Origin of the sequence: Pantoea sp. Lij88 (assembly GCF_030062155.1) — a bacterium.
Lineage (GTDB): Bacteria > Pseudomonadota > Gammaproteobacteria > Enterobacterales > Enterobacteriaceae > Pantoea.
In genome coordinates, this window is record NZ_CP118269.1 from 323,967 (window position 1) to 338,809 (window position 14,843).

General features: G+C 56.8%; 15 protein-coding genes. 12 read left to right on the top strand and 3 right to left on the bottom strand.

The window, feature by feature from the left end; translation table 11 throughout:
• Nucleotides 1-18: 18 nt before the first annotated feature.
• The gene (locus PU624_RS05335) at nucleotides 19-291 is read right to left on the bottom strand and encodes a DUF1145 family protein (protein ID WP_003852192.1); all 273 of its coding nucleotides are present in this window, start codon (nucleotides 289-291) and stop codon (nucleotides 19-21) included.
• Nucleotides 281-880, bottom strand: coding sequence for a 16S rRNA (guanine(966)-N(2))-methyltransferase (gene rsmD / locus PU624_RS05340; RefSeq protein WP_283546860.1), 600 nt, complete (start codon nucleotides 878-880; stop codon nucleotides 281-283). Before rsmD ends, PU624_RS05335 begins: the two co-directional genes overlap by 11 nt.
• A gap of 232 nt (nucleotides 881-1,112) precedes the next feature.
• Between rsmD and ftsY the strand changes: the two genes are divergently transcribed.
• The 4 genes from ftsY (at nucleotide 1,113) to rpoH (ending at nucleotide 5,532) form a co-directional block, all read left to right on the top strand.
• Entirely contained in the window at nucleotides 1,113-2,786 is a 1,674-nt protein-coding gene (gene ftsY / locus PU624_RS05345; RefSeq protein WP_283546861.1) for a signal recognition particle-docking protein FtsY, read from the top strand.
• A 5-nt stretch (nucleotides 2,787-2,791) separates the two neighbouring features.
• On the top strand, nucleotides 2,792-3,460 hold the full coding sequence (gene ftsE / locus PU624_RS05350) for a cell division ATP-binding protein FtsE (RefSeq protein WP_003852197.1): 669 nt from the start codon (nucleotides 2,792-2,794) through the stop codon (nucleotides 3,458-3,460).
• Nucleotides 3,450-4,433: a permease-like cell division protein FtsX gene (gene ftsX / locus PU624_RS05355; protein ID WP_283546862.1), complete on the top strand. Its 984-nt coding sequence runs from the start codon at nucleotides 3,450-3,452 to the stop codon at nucleotides 4,431-4,433. Before ftsE ends, ftsX begins: the two co-directional genes overlap by 11 nt.
• Before the next feature lie 241 nt (nucleotides 4,434-4,674).
• Nucleotides 4,675-5,532 carry an RNA polymerase sigma factor RpoH gene (rpoH, locus tag PU624_RS05360; protein ID WP_003852201.1) on the top strand — a complete coding sequence of 286 codons (858 nt, stop codon included), beginning with the start codon at nucleotides 4,675-4,677 and terminating at the stop codon, nucleotides 5,530-5,532.
• 60 nt (nucleotides 5,533-5,592) lie between these two features.
• On the opposite strand, the gene panM is transcribed toward rpoH, so the two are convergent.
• Complete coding sequence (panM, locus tag PU624_RS05365; RefSeq protein ID WP_283546863.1) at nucleotides 5,593-5,988, bottom strand: aspartate 1-decarboxylase autocleavage activator PanM; 396 nt, start codon at nucleotides 5,986-5,988, stop codon at nucleotides 5,593-5,595.
• A gap of 395 nt (nucleotides 5,989-6,383) precedes the next feature.
• Here panM and PU624_RS05370 point away from each other — a divergent pair, with 395 nt between their 5' ends.
• The 8 genes from PU624_RS05370 to ugpE all read left to right on the top strand — a co-directional run bounded on the left by PU624_RS05370 (nucleotide 6,384) and on the right by ugpE (nucleotide 14,843).
• Complete coding sequence (locus PU624_RS05370) at nucleotides 6,384-7,496, top strand: branched-chain amino acid ABC transporter substrate-binding protein (protein ID WP_090966866.1); 1,113 nt, start codon at nucleotides 6,384-6,386, stop codon at nucleotides 7,494-7,496.
• 134 nt (nucleotides 7,497-7,630) lie between these two features.
• Nucleotides 7,631-8,557: a high-affinity branched-chain amino acid ABC transporter permease LivH gene (gene livH, locus PU624_RS05375; protein WP_009087789.1), complete on the top strand. Its 927-nt coding sequence runs from the start codon at nucleotides 7,631-7,633 to the stop codon at nucleotides 8,555-8,557.
• Nucleotides 8,554-9,825: a high-affinity branched-chain amino acid ABC transporter permease LivM gene (locus tag PU624_RS05380; protein ID WP_283546864.1), complete on the top strand. Its 1,272-nt coding sequence runs from the start codon at nucleotides 8,554-8,556 to the stop codon at nucleotides 9,823-9,825. Before livH ends, PU624_RS05380 begins: the two co-directional genes overlap by 4 nt.
• Nucleotides 9,822-10,589 (top strand): high-affinity branched-chain amino acid ABC transporter ATP-binding protein LivG, encoded by a 768-nt coding sequence (livG, locus tag PU624_RS05385; RefSeq protein WP_013359342.1) that lies wholly within the window; start codon nucleotides 9,822-9,824, stop codon nucleotides 10,587-10,589. Before PU624_RS05380 ends, livG begins: the two co-directional genes overlap by 4 nt.
• A gap of 1 nt (nucleotide 10,590) precedes the next feature.
• Nucleotides 10,591-11,304, top strand: coding sequence for a high-affinity branched-chain amino acid ABC transporter ATP-binding protein LivF (livF, locus tag PU624_RS05390; RefSeq protein ID WP_008926291.1), 714 nt, complete (start codon nucleotides 10,591-10,593; stop codon nucleotides 11,302-11,304).
• A 438-nt stretch (nucleotides 11,305-11,742) separates the two neighbouring features.
• Nucleotides 11,743-13,059 (top strand): sn-glycerol-3-phosphate ABC transporter substrate-binding protein UgpB, encoded by a 1,317-nt coding sequence (gene ugpB, locus PU624_RS05395; protein ID WP_283546865.1) that lies wholly within the window; start codon nucleotides 11,743-11,745, stop codon nucleotides 13,057-13,059.
• A gap of 54 nt (nucleotides 13,060-13,113) precedes the next feature.
• Nucleotides 13,114-14,001, top strand: coding sequence for a sn-glycerol-3-phosphate ABC transporter permease UgpA (gene ugpA / locus PU624_RS05400; protein WP_283546866.1), 888 nt, complete (start codon nucleotides 13,114-13,116; stop codon nucleotides 13,999-14,001).
• The gene (gene ugpE / locus PU624_RS05405) at nucleotides 13,998-14,843 is read left to right on the top strand and encodes a sn-glycerol-3-phosphate ABC transporter permease UgpE (protein WP_031592696.1); all 846 of its coding nucleotides are present in this window, start codon (nucleotides 13,998-14,000) and stop codon (nucleotides 14,841-14,843) included. The genes ugpA and ugpE overlap by 4 nt, the downstream gene beginning before the upstream one ends.

Below are 14,843 nucleotides of genomic sequence, written 5' to 3' on the forward strand. Positions count from 1 at the left end.
CATTGCGCCCGCCCGACACTATTTCTTGCGTGGGAAGTTTTTCTTCTGCCAGGCGACCAGTTCGAACACCCCGAACAGAAACACTTTGGCCTGGGTGACGCGGTCAATCGGCGGCGCATCTTTGGTCTGCGTCGTGCGCAGTAACACCAGCTGCAGACCGTGCATCAGGATCATGAAAATCAGTGCAACGTTGATAAAATAAGTCAGCGGTTTCGGGTAGGGATGAACCAGGTTAGCCAGTAAAAATCCCCACACGCATAGCATCAACAGACGCCCCAAATTAAGTAACATCCTGCGTCTCCAGTTGACGTTGATACAAACGATAAGCCACTTGTCCGGCTATTTTCTCGCGATAAAGATCCCACTCTGGCGGCACCGGCGGTGCGCCATTTTCCACTTCACTTTCGACGTAAATCAGCGCCTGATCGGCCAGCCAGTGATTCTGCTCCAGCAGCTGCAACGTCTGTTCCAGCAATCCCTGACGAAATGGCGGATCGATAAACACCACATCGAACGGGGTACCCGGCTGTGCCAGCCAGTTTAACGCATTGGTCTGAATCACGGTGCCATTACTGGCGCGCAGCGTCTGCAGATTTTTTGTCAGCTGCTGCGCTACCGGACGTTCCAGCTCCAGCAGCGTGGCTGATCCCGCGTAACGTGACAGCGCTTCCAGTCCTAACGCGCCGCTGCCGGCAAAGCAGTCGAGGCAGCGAGCCTCTGGCAGCACCGGGGCCAGCCAGTTAAACAGCGTCTCACGCACCCGATCGGTGGTCGGGCGCAGTCCGGCACTGTCCGGCACCGGCAATTTGCGTCCGCGCCACTGGCCGCCAATGATGCGAATCTGCCCGGCACCGCCTGTACTGCGGGGGTTTTTATTCATCTTGCTCACAACTCGTCATAATTTGTTGCGTAGTTTAACGGGCGAATCGGTGAGAAGAAACGTTAAAAAAGGGTGCTGTGGTGAGCTGGCTGGAAAGTGTTAGACTACTGAGTTGCTGAAGTCATGCATTATTCTGCGGTTTACGCCGGTCTGGCGCTGACCGACTTTCATTGATTTACCCCTGGAAACCACGCGCGACCGGGACAAAGCCATCGAGGAGTGTCGTCACACAATGGCAAAAGAGAAAAAACGTGGCTTTTTTTCCTGGCTGGGATTTGGCAAAGAGGAAGAGAAACAACCTGTAGCGGAAGAGCAGACACAAGACGTCGCGGAACCCGCACAGCAGCAGACAGAACAGGAAGCCCCGGCATTAAGCCAGGCTGAAGCGCAAGCGGAAGAGACTGTCGTTATCACCGAAACGGTGGCCGGACAGCAGCGTGAGGCGGAAGTCACCGCGGCAGCGCCGCATGAATCAGCACCTGCGGTGCTCGATGAGGCTGAACCGATTGAGGCCGATCCTGAAGCGTTACTGGAAGTCTCCGCACCTGAACATGACGCGACGCCGGTTATCGACGCCGACGACGTCGTCACGCCGATCGCCGACGAGACGCCTGCCGACGCGCCATTAAGCGAAGAAGAGCTGACCGCGCTGGCACTGGGCGACGCCCCGATCGTTGACATCCCGGACAGTGAAGCAGATGCGCCGTTAAGCGAAGACGAGCTGACGGCGCTGGCGCTGGATGACGCCGGGATCGTTGAAACGCCGCACAGTGAAACAGACGTGCTGGCGCTGGATGAGGCCCCAATCGTTGAAACCCCGGACAGCGAAGCGGAAGCGCCGCTGACTGAGGAAGAGCTGACCGCGCTGGCACTGGGCGAAGCCGACGTCACTGACGCGGAACCGGCTGAGGCGTTATCCGATACCGTGAGCGATCTTCCGCTGGCCGCCGCGCCTCTCATCGTGCAGGAGCAGGAGCGTCCCAGCAAAGAGGGCTTCTTTGCCCGCCTGAAGCGCAGCCTGGTCAAAACCCGTCAGAACCTCGGTTCCGGTTTTATCAGCCTGTTCCGTGGCAAAAAGATTGATGATGAGCTGTTTGAAGAGCTGGAAGAGCAACTGCTGATTGCGGATGTGGGCGTGGATACCACGCGCCGCATCATCACCCATCTGACCCAGCAGGCAAACCGCAAGCAGCTGCGTGACGCGGAAGCGCTCTACGGCCTGCTGAAAGCAGAAATGGCCTCGATTCTGGCAAAAGTGGATGAGCCACTGGATGTCTCCGGCAAAACGCCGTTTGTCATCCTGATGGTTGGCGTCAATGGCGTGGGTAAAACTACCACCATCGGTAAACTGGCGCGTCAGTATCAGGCAGAAGGCAAAACGGTGATGTTAGCGGCCGGTGATACCTTCCGTGCGGCGGCGGTTGAGCAGCTGCAGGTGTGGGGCCAGCGCAATAACATTCCGGTGATTGCGCAGCATACCGGCGCCGATTCCGCTTCGGTGATCTTCGATGCCATTCAGGCCGCGAAATCGCGTGGTGTTGACGTGCTGATTGCTGATACGGCCGGTCGTCTGCAGAACAAATCGCACCTGATGGAAGAGCTGAAAAAAATCACCCGCGTGATGAAAAAACTGGATGATTCAGCGCCACACGAAGTGATGCTGACGCTGGATGCCAGCACCGGACAGAATGCAGTCAGCCAGGCCCGGCTGTTTAACGAAGCCGTCGGCCTGACCGGTATTGCGCTCACCAAGCTGGATGGCACCGCCAAAGGCGGTGTGATCTTCTCGATAGCCGATCAGTTCGGTATTCCGATTCGCTACATCGGCGTCGGTGAAGGCATTGAAGATTTACGGCCGTTTAAGGCGGAAGATTTTATTGAGGCACTGTTTGCCCGAGAGGACTAATTAGGATGATTCGCTTTGAAGAGGTCAGTAAGGCATATCTCGGCGGACGTCAGGCGCTACAGGGAGTAGATTTCCGTCTGCGTCCCGGCGAAATGGCGTTTCTGACCGGCCACTCCGGTGCCGGTAAAAGTACCTTGCTGAAGCTGATTTGTGGCATTGAGCGCCCGAGTGCCGGAAAAATCTGGTTCAGCGGCCATGACATTTCCCGCCTGCGTAACAGCGAGGTGCCTTTCCTGCGTCGTCAGATCGGCATGATCTTCCAGGATCACCACCTGCTGATGGATCGTTCGGTTTATGACAATGTGGCAATCCCACTGATTATTTCCGGTGCCAGCGGCGAAGATATCCGTCGTCGCGTCTCAGCGGCGCTGGATAAAGTGGGCCTGCTCGACAAAGCGAAAAGTTATCCGATTCAGCTTTCGGGTGGTGAACAGCAGCGTGTGGGTATCGCCCGTGCGGTGGTGAACAAGCCGGCCGTTCTGCTGGCCGATGAACCGACCGGTAACCTTGACGACGCGCTGTCAGAAGACATCCTGCGCCTGTTCGAAGAGTTTAACCGCGTTGGCGTCACCGTTCTGATGGCGACGCATGACAGCGGCCTGATCGCCCGACGCAATTACCGGATGATGACGCTGAATCAGGGACGTCTGCACGGAGGCCACGATGGTCAATAAACGCATTAAACGTCCGGCTGCACCAAAACCGAAGCAGCAGTCGAAGAGTAAAGCGCTGAAGGGCGGCTGGCAGGAACAGTGGCGCTATGCGCTGCGCGGCACGCTTTCTGATATGTGGCGTCAGCCGCTGGCTACCCTGCTGACGGTCATGGTTATCGCCATCTCCCTGACGCTGCCCAGCGTCTGCTATATGGTGTGGAAAAACGTCAGCCAGGCGGCCACGCAGTGGTATCCGGCACCGCAGTTAACCGTTTATCTCTCCAAAACGCTGGATGATACGGCGGCAGAAAACGTGGTGGCGCAGCTCAAGCAGGTAGAAGGCGTGGATAACGTCAATTACCTGACGCGGGAAGAGGCACTGAATGAATTCCGCAACTGGTCAGGCTTTGGCGGCGCAATGGATATGCTGGAGCAGAATCCGCTGCCTGCGGTAGCCATCATCACGCCTAAGCTCAACTTCCAGAACTCAGACACCATGCAGAGCCTGCGCGATCGGGTGAGTAAAGTGCAGGGCGTCGATGAAGTGCGGATGGATGACAGCTGGTTTGCAAGACTGGCGGCGCTGACCGGGCTGGTGGGGCAAATCGCCTCAATGATTGGCGTACTGATGATTGTGGCGGTGTTCCTGGTGATCGGTAACAGCGTCCGTCTCAGCATCTTTGCGCGACGCGACACGATTAACGTGCAGAAGCTGATTGGTGCCACCGACGGCTTCATCCTGCGTCCTTTCCTCTACGGCGGGGCGCTGCTGGGCTTCAGCGGGGCGGTGCTGTCACTGCTGCTGTCAGAAGTGCTGGTGCTACGTCTGCAATCGGTTGTCGCCAGTGTGGCGACCGTATTTGGTACCACCTTCTCGCTGGAGGGCTTCTCCTGGGATGAGGCGCTGCTGCTGTTACTGATTGCGGCGATCATCGGCTGGGTGGCTGCATGGCTGGCAACGGTCCAACATTTACGCCGATTTACGCCGCAGTAAACGCCTGCAACATTTTTTTGTTATAATGGTCCTCTGCTGCCGACGGTAGGTGCAGAGGATCTTTCCCCCTCTTCCCTTCCTGTCATCTGTGTGTAAAATATTCACTGCTACAATTGAACTTGTGGATAACTTTATCACTCTTAGTAGCACAGATTGCTTTCGGATTTCGCGCGACGTTGACTTAATGTATCGTCTGCGCAGGGAAATGTGCGGCAATTCCACTGAATTTGTGAGGGTTTGAATGACCAAAGAAATGCAAACTTTAGCTATTGCTCCTCTTGGCAACCTGGAGTCTTACGTCCGGGCTGCGAATACCTGGCCGATGCTCTCGGCTGAAGAGGAAAAAGCGTTGGCTGAACGGCTGCATTACCAGGGCGATCTGGAAGCAGCAAAGACGCTGATCCTGTCTCACCTACGCTTTGTAGTTCATATCGCTCGTAATTACTCCGGCTACGGTCTGCCACAGGCTGACCTGGTCCAGGAAGGCAACATCGGCCTGATGAAAGCGGTGCGTCGCTTCAACCCTGAAGTGGGCGTGCGTCTGGTTTCGTTTGCCGTGCACTGGATTAAAGCGGAGATTCACGAATACGTGCTGCGTAACTGGCGTATCGTGAAAGTCGCGACCACCAAAGCACAGCGTAAGCTGTTCTTTAACCTGCGTAAAACCAAGCAGCGTCTGGGCTGGTTCAATCAGGACGAAGTCGAGATGGTTGCGCGTGAGCTGGGCGTAAGCAGCAAAGATGTGCGTGAAATGGAATCGCGTATGGCCGCGCAGGACATGACCTTTGATATGTCTGCCGACGACGAGAGCAGCGAAGGCCGTTCGATGGCGCCGGTGCTTTATCTCCAGGATAAAACCTCTGACTTTGCTGACGGCATTGAAGAGGATAACTGGGACGCGCACGCCGCTGACAAGCTGAGCTATGCGATGGAAGGTCTGGATGAGCGCAGTCAGCACATCATTCGCGCCCGCTGGCTGGACGAAGACAACAAAACCACGCTGCAGGAGCTGGCCGATCAGTACGGCGTATCAGCCGAACGTGTCCGGCAGCTGGAAAAGAACGCCATGAAGAAACTGCGTATGGCGATTGAAGCGTAACGCACTTCAACACCACAAGGGGCGACAGATGATGTCGCCCTTTTTGTTTTCTGCGTCTGCCTATTCTACGGCCATTATCCAGCCATCACTCTGCGCCCTGAAACCACACGCCTGCATAAACGCCGCCCGCACCTGCTGATCGTCACTGCCATCATCGGCAATCCACCAGTCCGATATCGACCCGTTCTGCCTGATCGTCTCCTCCAGCAAATACTGTCCCACTCCGCGTCGCCGGGTGACATCACGCACCGTGAGCCGGTGAATCCTGCCCTGCATCCCCGAGATTTCAAGCTGCAAACCCGCCAGCAGCCGATCGTTAAAACGCGCGGCGTAGAGGCGATGTCGCTCACTCAGACTCTGTTCCAGTTGTTCAATCTCCAGATCCGGCCAGACTTTGCCAAGATCGATGCGGTCCTGCGCGGTCAGCGTAGTTAAACGCTGAATAGTGAGCTTCATAACAAAAACCTCTGTAATAGGGGAAAGTGCAGCGAAAGTATACAACCAGAGTGCTACCACATTTTCATCAATAAAACAGGTCAAAAGGTAGCCTGGATGCCAGGATGATAGTTGTAAACAGGGTTGTCAGGCGATTAATCCAGCATAACGCGCTGGCAAAGTGATGAAAAACCGGCCGTTGCCTCCAGTGTATTATGCTGTTTCACTCAGTCAATTCTGAATATGTCAGTTGATTTACAGAAGAAACTTCCTGTTTAATAACCTGAAAAATAAAGCCTTATTACTAAAAAAAGCCAGAAAAGTACGCTAACTCCTTCAAGATTAATCAGTTTTCGGCTTTATCTGGCAACGCAAGCACTCACAACATACACGACAAAACAAATGGGGTAGTCAGGATGAAAATGAAAGGTCGCGCATTACTGGCGGGATGTGTAGCACTGGCGATGAGCCATGCGGCGCTGGCTGAAGATATCAAAGTGGCGATTGTCGGCGCAATGTCGGGTCCGGTCGCACAATACGGTGACATGGAGTTCGCGGGTGCAACGCAGGCGATTGAAGACATCAATGCCAAAGGCGGCGTTAACGGTAACAAGCTGGTTGCGGTGAAATATGATGACGCCTGCGACCCGAAACAGGCGGTTGCGGTAGCGAACAAGGTAATCAACGACGGCATCCATTACGTGATCGGCCACCTCTGCTCTTCCTCCACCCAGCCTGCGTCTGACATCTATGAAGATGAAGGCGTGCTGATGATCACCCCGGCCGCGACCGCACCTGACCTGACTGCCCGTGGCTATAAGCTGATTATGCGCACCACCGGTCTCGACTCTGATCAGGGTCCGACCGCCGCGAAATATGTGATGAGCGAGCTGAAACCTAAGCGCATCGCCGTGGTTCACGACAAACAGCAGTATGGCGAAGGCCTGGCGCGCTCCGTTCAGGAGAGCCTGAAAAAGCAGGGCGCCAATATCGTGATGTTTGAAGGTATCACCGCAGGCGACAAAGATTTCTCTACCCTGGTGGCGCGCTTCAAGAAAGAGAACGTCGATTTCGTCTATTTCGGCGGTTACTACCCGGAAATGGGCCAGATCGTGCGTCAGGCGCGTGCTGCTGGCCTGAAAACCCAGTTTATGGGACCAGAAGGCGTGGGTAACGCCTCGCTGTCGAACATCGCCGGTGCGGCTTCCGAAGGCATGCTGGTGACTCTGCCGAAACGCTACGACCAGGTTGAAACCAACAAACCGATCGTTGACGCGCTGAAAGCGAAGAAACTGGATCCGACCGGCCCGTTCGTCTGGACCACCTATGCAGCTCTGCAGTCGCTGGCAACCGGTATGGAGCGCAGCAAGAGCGCTGAGCCGGACGCTATCGTGAAAAACCTCAAGGAAGGCGCTGCCGTGCCAACCGTAATGGGCAACCTGAACTGGGATGAGAAGGGCGATCTCAAGGGCTTTGAATTCGGCGTCTTCAAATGGCATGCCGATGGCACCTCGACCGCAGTGAAGTAAACCAGGCTGTTTTGTGGTGAGCGGGAGGCCGGGTGACCGGTTTCCCCTGACCAGCGACACGAACGCCTGGTGCTCGTCTGCCAGGCGTTTTTTGTACCCCGATCGCCTGCGATCGGTTAAGTAAGGGTCAAGGTATGTCCGAGCAGTTCCTCTATTTTATTCAGCAGATGTTTAACGGTGTGACCCTGGGTAGCACCTATGCGCTGATCGCCATCGGTTACACCATGGTTTACGGCATTATCGGCATGATCAACTTCGCCCACGGCGAGGTCTACATGATCGGTAGCTATGTCTCCTTTATCGTGATTGCCGCCCTGATGATGATGGGCATCGACACCACCTGGCTGATGATTGCCGCTGGCTTCGTGATGGCGGTGATTATCTCCAGCGCCTACGGCTGGAGCATTGAGCGCGTCGCCTACCGGCCTGTGCGTTCCTCCAAGCGCCTGATTGCGCTGATCTCCGCCATCGGGATGTCGATATTCCTGCAAAACTACGTCAGCCTGACGCAGGGTTCACGCGACCTGGCGCTGCCGAGCCTGATCACCGGACAGTGGACGGTCGGTGAAAGCAACGGGTTTGCCGCCACCATTTCCACCATGCAGATCGTGATCTGGGTGGTGACGTTCCTGGCGATGCTGGCGCTGACCACCTTTATCCGCTATTCCCGCATGGGCCGCGCCTGTCGCGCCTGTGCTGAAGACCTGAAAATGGCCAGTCTGCTGGGAATAAACACCGACCGCGTGATCTCGCTGACCTTTGTGATCGGTGCCGCGATGGCGGCAGTCGCAGGCGTACTGCTGGGCCAGTTCTACGGTTCGATCAATCCCTTCATCGGCTTTATGGCGGGCATGAAAGCCTTCACCGCCGCCGTGCTGGGCGGGATTGGCAGTATTCCGGGCGCAATGATTGGCGGCCTGGTGCTCGGCATTGCTGAAGCGCTGACCTCGGCGTATCTCAGCACGGAATATAAAGATGTGGTCTCGTTTGCCCTGCTGATTGTGGTGCTGCTGGTGATGCCGACCGGGATTCTGGGTCGCCCGGAGGTCGAAAAAGTATGAAGACTTCCTTTATCAACGCCCTGATCTCCTCGGTGATGTTACTGGTGCTCGCCACCTTCTTTATGGGACTGCGCCTGAATCTGGACGGCACGAATCTGGTGGTGCAGAACGCGGGTAGCGTGCGCTGGAACTGGATCGCTGCAGGCTGTGCGGTGGTGTTTCTGTTCCAGCTGCTGCGTCCTGTATGGCAAAGCGGCCTGAAGAAAATCTCCGGTCCGGCGCTGGTGTTGCCTGGTCTGGATGGCTCGACGCCAAAGCAGAAGCTGGTGATGGCGGTGATGATTATCGCCGCGATTGCCTGGCCATTCCTGGTGTCACGCGGCACCGTTGATATCGCCACCATGACGCTGATCTACGTGATGCTCGGTCTGGGCTTAAACGTGGTGGTCGGACTTTCTGGCCTGCTGGTACTGGGTTATGGCGGCTTCTACGCCATCGGCGCTTACACCTTTGCGCTGCTGAACCACTATTACGGTCTTGGCTTCTGGCAGTGTCTGCCGCTCTCCGGCATGGTTGCTGCGCTGTTTGGTCTGCTGCTGGGCTTCCCGGTACTGCGACTGCGCGGCGACTATCTGGCGATTGTGACGCTGGGCTTCGGTGAGATCGTGCGTATTCTGCTGCTGAACAATACCGCCCTGACCGGCGGCCCGAATGGCATCAGCCAGATCCCGAAACCGACGCTGTTTGGTCTGGAGTTTGGCCGTACGCCACGTGAAGGGGGCTGGGATACTTTCCACAACTTCTTTGGGCTGAAGTACGATCCCAGCGACCGTATTATTTTCCTCTACCTGGTGGCACTGCTGCTGGTGGTGCTGACGCTGTTCGTGATCAACCGGCTGCTGCGCATGCCGCTGGGCCGGGCCTGGGAAGCGCTGCGCGAAGATGAGATTGCCTGCCGTTCACTGGGCCTGAGTCCGACCCGCATCAAGCTGACCGCCTTTACCATCAGTGCCGCGTTTGCGGGCTTTGCCGGCAGTCTGTTTGCGGCGCGTCAGGGCTTTGTCAGCCCGGAATCCTTTACCTTTGTCGAATCCGCCTTTGTGCTGGCGATTGTGGTACTGGGCGGGATGGGCTCGCAGTTTGCGGTGATTCTGGCTGCCATTCTGCTGGTGGTGTCACGCGAGCTGATGCGCGATCTGAATGAGTACAGCATGCTGGTGCTGGGTGGCCTGATGGTGCTGATGATGATCTGGCGTCCACAGGGATTGTTGCCGATGAAGCGTCCGCATCTGAAGCTTAGAGCCGCTAAAAAAGGAGAGCAGGCATGATTCAGCCTTTATTAGCCGTTGAAGGCCTGATGATGCGCTTCGGCGGTCTGTTAGCCGTAAACAATGTGGCGCTGGAGCTGCGTCCGCAGGAGATCGTCTCACTGATTGGCCCCAACGGTGCCGGTAAAACCACCGTCTTCAACTGCCTGACCGGCTTTTACAAGCCCACCGGCGGCACGATCAAATTGCGTGAGCAGCATCTGGAAGGATTGCCAGGCCAGAAGATTGCGCGGATGGGCATCGTGCGCACTTTCCAGCACGTGCGTCTGTTCCGTGAGATGACGGTCATTGAGAACCTGCTGGTCGCGCAGCATCAGCATCTGAAAAGCGGCGTGTTTTCCGGCCTGCTGAAAACCCCGGCGTTTCGCCGCAGTGAGAGCGAGGCGCTGGATCGTGCGGCGACCTGGCTGGAGCGGGTCGGTCTGCTGGATCTGGCAAACCGTCAGGCGGGCAATCTGGCCTATGGTCAGCAGCGTCGGCTGGAGATTGCGCGCTGCATGGTGACGCGCCCGGAGATCCTGATGCTGGATGAACCGGCGGCGGGCCTTAACCCTAAAGAGACCCACGAGCTGGACGCGCTGATCGCGGAGCTGCGTGGCGAACATAAGGTGTCGGTGCTGCTGATTGAACATGATATGAAGCTGGTGATGGGTATTTCTGACCGTATTTACGTGGTTAATCAGGGAACGCCGCTGGCTAACGGAACGCCGGAGGAGATTCGCAATAATCCGGATGTCATTCGTGCCTATTTAGGAGAGGCCTGAGATGGCAAATGCGATGTTAACCATTGAGAACGTCAGCGCCCATTACGGCAAAATTCAGGCGCTGCACAACGTCAGTCTCTATATCAATCAGGGCGAAATCGTCACCCTGATTGGTGCTAACGGCGCCGGAAAAACCACGCTGCTGGGTACGCTCTGCGGCGAGCCGCGCGCGACCCAGGGCACCATTACCTTTGATGGCAAAGCGATTACCGACTGGCAAACGGCGCGCATCATGCGTGAAGCGATTGCCATCGTGCCAGAGGGGCGGCGGGTGTTTTCGCGCATGACGGTGGAAGAGAACCTGGCAATGGGCGGATTTTTTGCCAGTCGTCCGGACTATCTGACGCGGATTAAGCGTGTGTATGAACTCTTCCCGCGTCTGGAAGAGCGTAAAATCCAGCGCGCCGGGACGATGTCAGGCGGTGAACAGCAGATGCTGGCGATTGGCCGTGCGCTGATGAGCCAGCCGCGCCTGCTGCTGCTGGATGAGCCGTCGCTGGGACTGGCACCGATCATTATTCAGCAGATTTTCGACACCATTGAGCAGCTGCGCAGCGAGGGGATGACAATTTTCCTGGTGGAGCAGAATGCGAATCAGGCGCTGAAGCTGGCGGATCGGGGATATGTGCTGGAGAACGGGCATGTGGTGCTCGAAGATACCGGTGCAGCGCTCCTATCCAACGAAGCCGTCCGCAGCGCTTACTTAGGTGCCTGATGGGGCACGGCCTGGCTTACTTGCCAGGTTCCGGTTGGGCAGTGCTCGCCATCCTCACGTACTACGTGTACGTTCCGGTGGCTGCGCGCTGTCCGCCCGCAACCTGCCTGCGCCGCCGACGGCCTTTGAAAGTGTGATGCGGAATGTGACGCCGTCGGCCTTGAGTGTCGGTGTGGGTGGTTCTGAGAATGGCCTGATGTGCGTGGTTTAAAACCTCAGTCAGGCATTTTCAGCTTCCAGTCGCTCTGCAATTTATGTAACTAAAAACTGGCAGCGGGGACGTTTTTCCGCCGCGCTGCCAGCGTCCTCTTTTCCTCCATAAAGCCTGTCACCCGCCTGTCATCTGCCTGTTATTAATCCGTCATTTCCCCGTGTCATGTTACTTCGCGAAACAGAAATCCGTGATTTCACGCGTATTTACCTGCACAGGAAAATTCTATGTCCGTCGTTACCTTTCGTCGTAGCCTGATGAGCGCGCTGCTCGGTCTGACGCTCAGCACCCATGCCATGGCCGCCACTGAGATCCCTTTCTGGCACTCTATGGAAGGCGAGCTAGGCAAAGAAGTGGATTCGCTGGCACAGCGTTTTAACCAGACGCATCCCGATTACAAAATTGTTCCGACCTACAAAGGTAACTACGAACAGAGCCTGGCGGCAGGCATCGCGGCGGTGCGCAGCGGTAAAGCGCCTGCGGTGCTGCAGGTCTATGAAGTCGGTACGGCGACCATGATGGCGTCGCATGCGATTGTGCCGGTGTATCAGGTCTTTAAAGACGCCGGCATCCCCTTCGATGAAAAACAGTTTGTGCCAACGGTGGCGGGCTACTACAGCGACAGCAAAGGTCAGCTGATCTCTCAGCCGTTCAACAGCTCGACGCCGGTGCTCTACTACAACAAAGACGCCTTTAAAAAAGCCGGTCTGAACCCGGACCAGCCGCCGAAAACCTGGCAGGAGCTGGCGACGGATGCCGCCGCACTGCGCAAATCGGGCATGAGCTGTGGCTACGCCAGCGGCTGGCAGGGCTGGATCCAGATTGAAAACTTCAGCGCCTGGCATGCATTGCCGGTGGCAACTAAAAACAACGGCTTTGACGGACCTGATGCCGTGCTGGAGTTCAACAAGCCGGTACTGGTTCGTCATATCGAACTGCTGGAAGCGATGAACAAGAAAGGGGACTTCACCTACTTTGGCCGCAAAGATGAGTCCACCGCCAAGTTCTACAACGGCGACTGCGGCATCACCACCGCCTCATCGGGTTCGCTGGCCGATATCCGTCATTACGCTAAATTCAACTTCGGCGTCGGCATGATGCCGTATGACGACACCGTGCCGAATGCGCCGCAGAACGCCCTGATCGGCGGTGCCAGCCTGTGGGTGATGAAAGGCAAAGATGCGGCAACCTACAAAGGTGTAGCCGAGTTCATGCAGTTCCTGGCTAAACCGGAAATCGCTGCGGAATGGCACCAGAAAACGGGCTATCTGCCGATTACCACCGCGGCCTACGAGCTGACTAAACAGCAGGGCTTCTACGATAAGAATCCGGGTGCGGATATCGCGACCCGCCAGATGATGAACAAGCCACCGTTACCGTTCACCAAAGGGATGCGTCTGGGCAACATGCCGCAGATCCGTGCCGTGATCGACGAAGAGCTGGAAAGCGTCTGGACCGGCAAGCAGTCGCCGCAAAACGCGATGGATAATGCAGTGAAACGCGGCAACGAGCTGCTGCGCCGCTTCCAGCAGCAGGTGAAGTAATCTCTCCTTGTGGGCCAGCCTGGCTGGCCCCTCTTTTCTGACGCCAGGTACGCCATGTCTTCATCCCGTCCGGTCTTTCGCACCAGCCTGTTGCCCTATCTTCTGGTGCTGCCGCAACTGCTGATTACCGCTATCTTCTTTCTCTGGCCTGCCGGTGAAGCGCTGTGGTACTCGCTGCAAAGCCTCGATCCCTTTGGCATCTCCAGCAGCTTTGTCGGGCTGGAAAACTTCCGACGGCTGTTTGCCGATCCTTATTATCTGGATTCGTTCTGGACCACCATCAAATTCAGCGGCATGGTCACCGTGTTCGGCATGGTCTTCTCGCTGCTGCTGGCGGCGCTGGTGGATTATGTGGTGCGACTGCGCCGCCTCTATCAGACCCTGCTGCTGCTGCCCTACGCCGTTGCGCCCGTTGTAGCCGCGGTGCTGTGGATGTTCCTGTTTAACCCCGGCATGGGCCTGTTCAGCTACCTGCTGAACCACGTCGGCTACAACTGGAACTTCGCGCAGAACAGTGGTCAGGCGATGTTCCTGGTGGTGCTGGCGTCGATCTGGCAGCAGATGAGCTACAACTTCCTGTTCTTCTTCGCCGCCCTGCAATCTATTCCCAAATCGCTGGTGGAAGCCGCCGCGATTGACGGTGCCGGACCGGTGCGTCGCTTCTTCAACCTCTCGCTGCCACTGATTACGCCGGTCAGCTTCTTCCTGCTGGTGGTGAATCTCATCTACGCCTTCTTCGATACCTTCCCGGTGATTGATGCCGCAACCGGCGGCGGGCCGGTGCAGGCGACCACCACGCTGATCTACAAAATCTATCGCGAAGGCTTTACCGGTCTGGATCTCTCCTCGTCCGCTGCGCAGTCGGTGGTGCTGATGCTGCTGGTGATCGGCCTGACGGTGCTCCAGTTCCGCTTTGTTGAACGTAAGGTGCAATACCAATGATTGAGAATCGACGCGGGCTGGATATCTTCAGCCACATCGTGCTGGTGCTGGGCGTGCTCACCATCCTGTTTCCGCTTTATGTCGCCTTTGTGGCGGCGACGCTGGATAACGAGGCGGTCTATCAGGTGCCGATGACGCTGGTACCCGGTACGCACCTGTGGGAGAACATCTCGCGCATCTGGACGCACGGCGTCAACGGCAACGGACCGGCGTTTGGCCTGATGCTGCTCAACAGCATGATCATGGCGCTCGGCATCACCTTCGGCAAAATCACGGTGTCGATGCTGTCGGCGTTTGCGCTGGTCTGGTTTCGCTTTCCGCTGCGCACGCTCTTTTTCTGGCTGATCTTCATCACCCTGATGCTGCCGGTTGAGGTGCGTATCTTCCCCACGGTGCAGGTGATTGCCGACCTTAATCTGCTCGACAGCTACAGCGGATTAACCCTGCCGCTGATGGCTTCGGCCACCGCCACCTTCCTGTTCCGTCAGTTCTTTATGTCGCTGCCGGATGAGCTGGTGGAAGCGGCGCGTATCGACGGCGCCAGCGCGATGCGCTTCTTCATCGATATCGTTCTGCCGCTGTCGAAAACCAATCTGGCGGCGCTGTTCGTCATCACCTTTATCTATGGCTGGAACCAGTATCTCTGGCCGCTACTGATCATCAACGACGCCAGCCTCGGCACGGCGGTGGCGGGGATCAAAAGCATGATCTCCACCAGCGGCTCGCCGACCCAGTGGAACGAAGTGATGGCGGCAATGTTATTAACCCTGATCCCACCGCTGGTAGTGGTGTTAGTCATGCAGCGTGCCTTTGTGCGCGGTCTGGTTGAGAGTGAGAAATAA

Excerpts from the sequence above, each read along its gene's own strand:
- ugpA (WP_283546866.1), top strand. The coding sequence starts at position 13,114 with ATGTCTTCATCCCGTCCGGTCTTTCGCACCAGCCTGTTGCCCTATCTT.
- rpoH (WP_003852201.1), top strand. The coding sequence starts at position 4,675 with ATGACCAAAGAAATGCAAACTTTAGCTATTGCTCCTCTTGGCAACCTG.
- panM (WP_283546863.1), bottom strand. The coding sequence starts at position 5,988 with ATGAAGCTCACTATTCAGCGTTTAACTACGCTGACCGCGCAGGACCGC.
- rsmD (WP_283546860.1), bottom strand. The coding sequence starts at position 880 with ATGAATAAAAACCCCCGCAGTACAGGCGGTGCCGGGCAGATTCGCATC.
- ugpB (WP_283546865.1), top strand. The coding sequence starts at position 11,743 with ATGTCCGTCGTTACCTTTCGTCGTAGCCTGATGAGCGCGCTGCTCGGT.
- livG (WP_013359342.1), top strand. The coding sequence starts at position 9,822 with ATGATTCAGCCTTTATTAGCCGTTGAAGGCCTGATGATGCGCTTCGGC.
- livH (WP_009087789.1), top strand. The coding sequence starts at position 7,631 with ATGTCCGAGCAGTTCCTCTATTTTATTCAGCAGATGTTTAACGGTGTG.
- PU624_RS05380 (WP_283546864.1), top strand. The coding sequence starts at position 8,554 with ATGAAGACTTCCTTTATCAACGCCCTGATCTCCTCGGTGATGTTACTG.
- PU624_RS05370 (WP_090966866.1), top strand. The coding sequence starts at position 6,384 with ATGAAAATGAAAGGTCGCGCATTACTGGCGGGATGTGTAGCACTGGCG.
- ftsE (WP_003852197.1), top strand. The coding sequence starts at position 2,792 with ATGATTCGCTTTGAAGAGGTCAGTAAGGCATATCTCGGCGGACGTCAG.
- livF (WP_008926291.1), top strand. The coding sequence starts at position 10,591 with ATGGCAAATGCGATGTTAACCATTGAGAACGTCAGCGCCCATTACGGC.
- ugpE (WP_031592696.1), top strand. The coding sequence starts at position 13,998 with ATGATTGAGAATCGACGCGGGCTGGATATCTTCAGCCACATCGTGCTG.
- PU624_RS05335 (WP_003852192.1), bottom strand. The coding sequence starts at position 291 with ATGTTACTTAATTTGGGGCGTCTGTTGATGCTATGCGTGTGGGGATTT.
- ftsX (WP_283546862.1), top strand. The coding sequence starts at position 3,450 with ATGGTCAATAAACGCATTAAACGTCCGGCTGCACCAAAACCGAAGCAG.
- ftsY (WP_283546861.1), top strand. The coding sequence starts at position 1,113 with ATGGCAAAAGAGAAAAAACGTGGCTTTTTTTCCTGGCTGGGATTTGGC.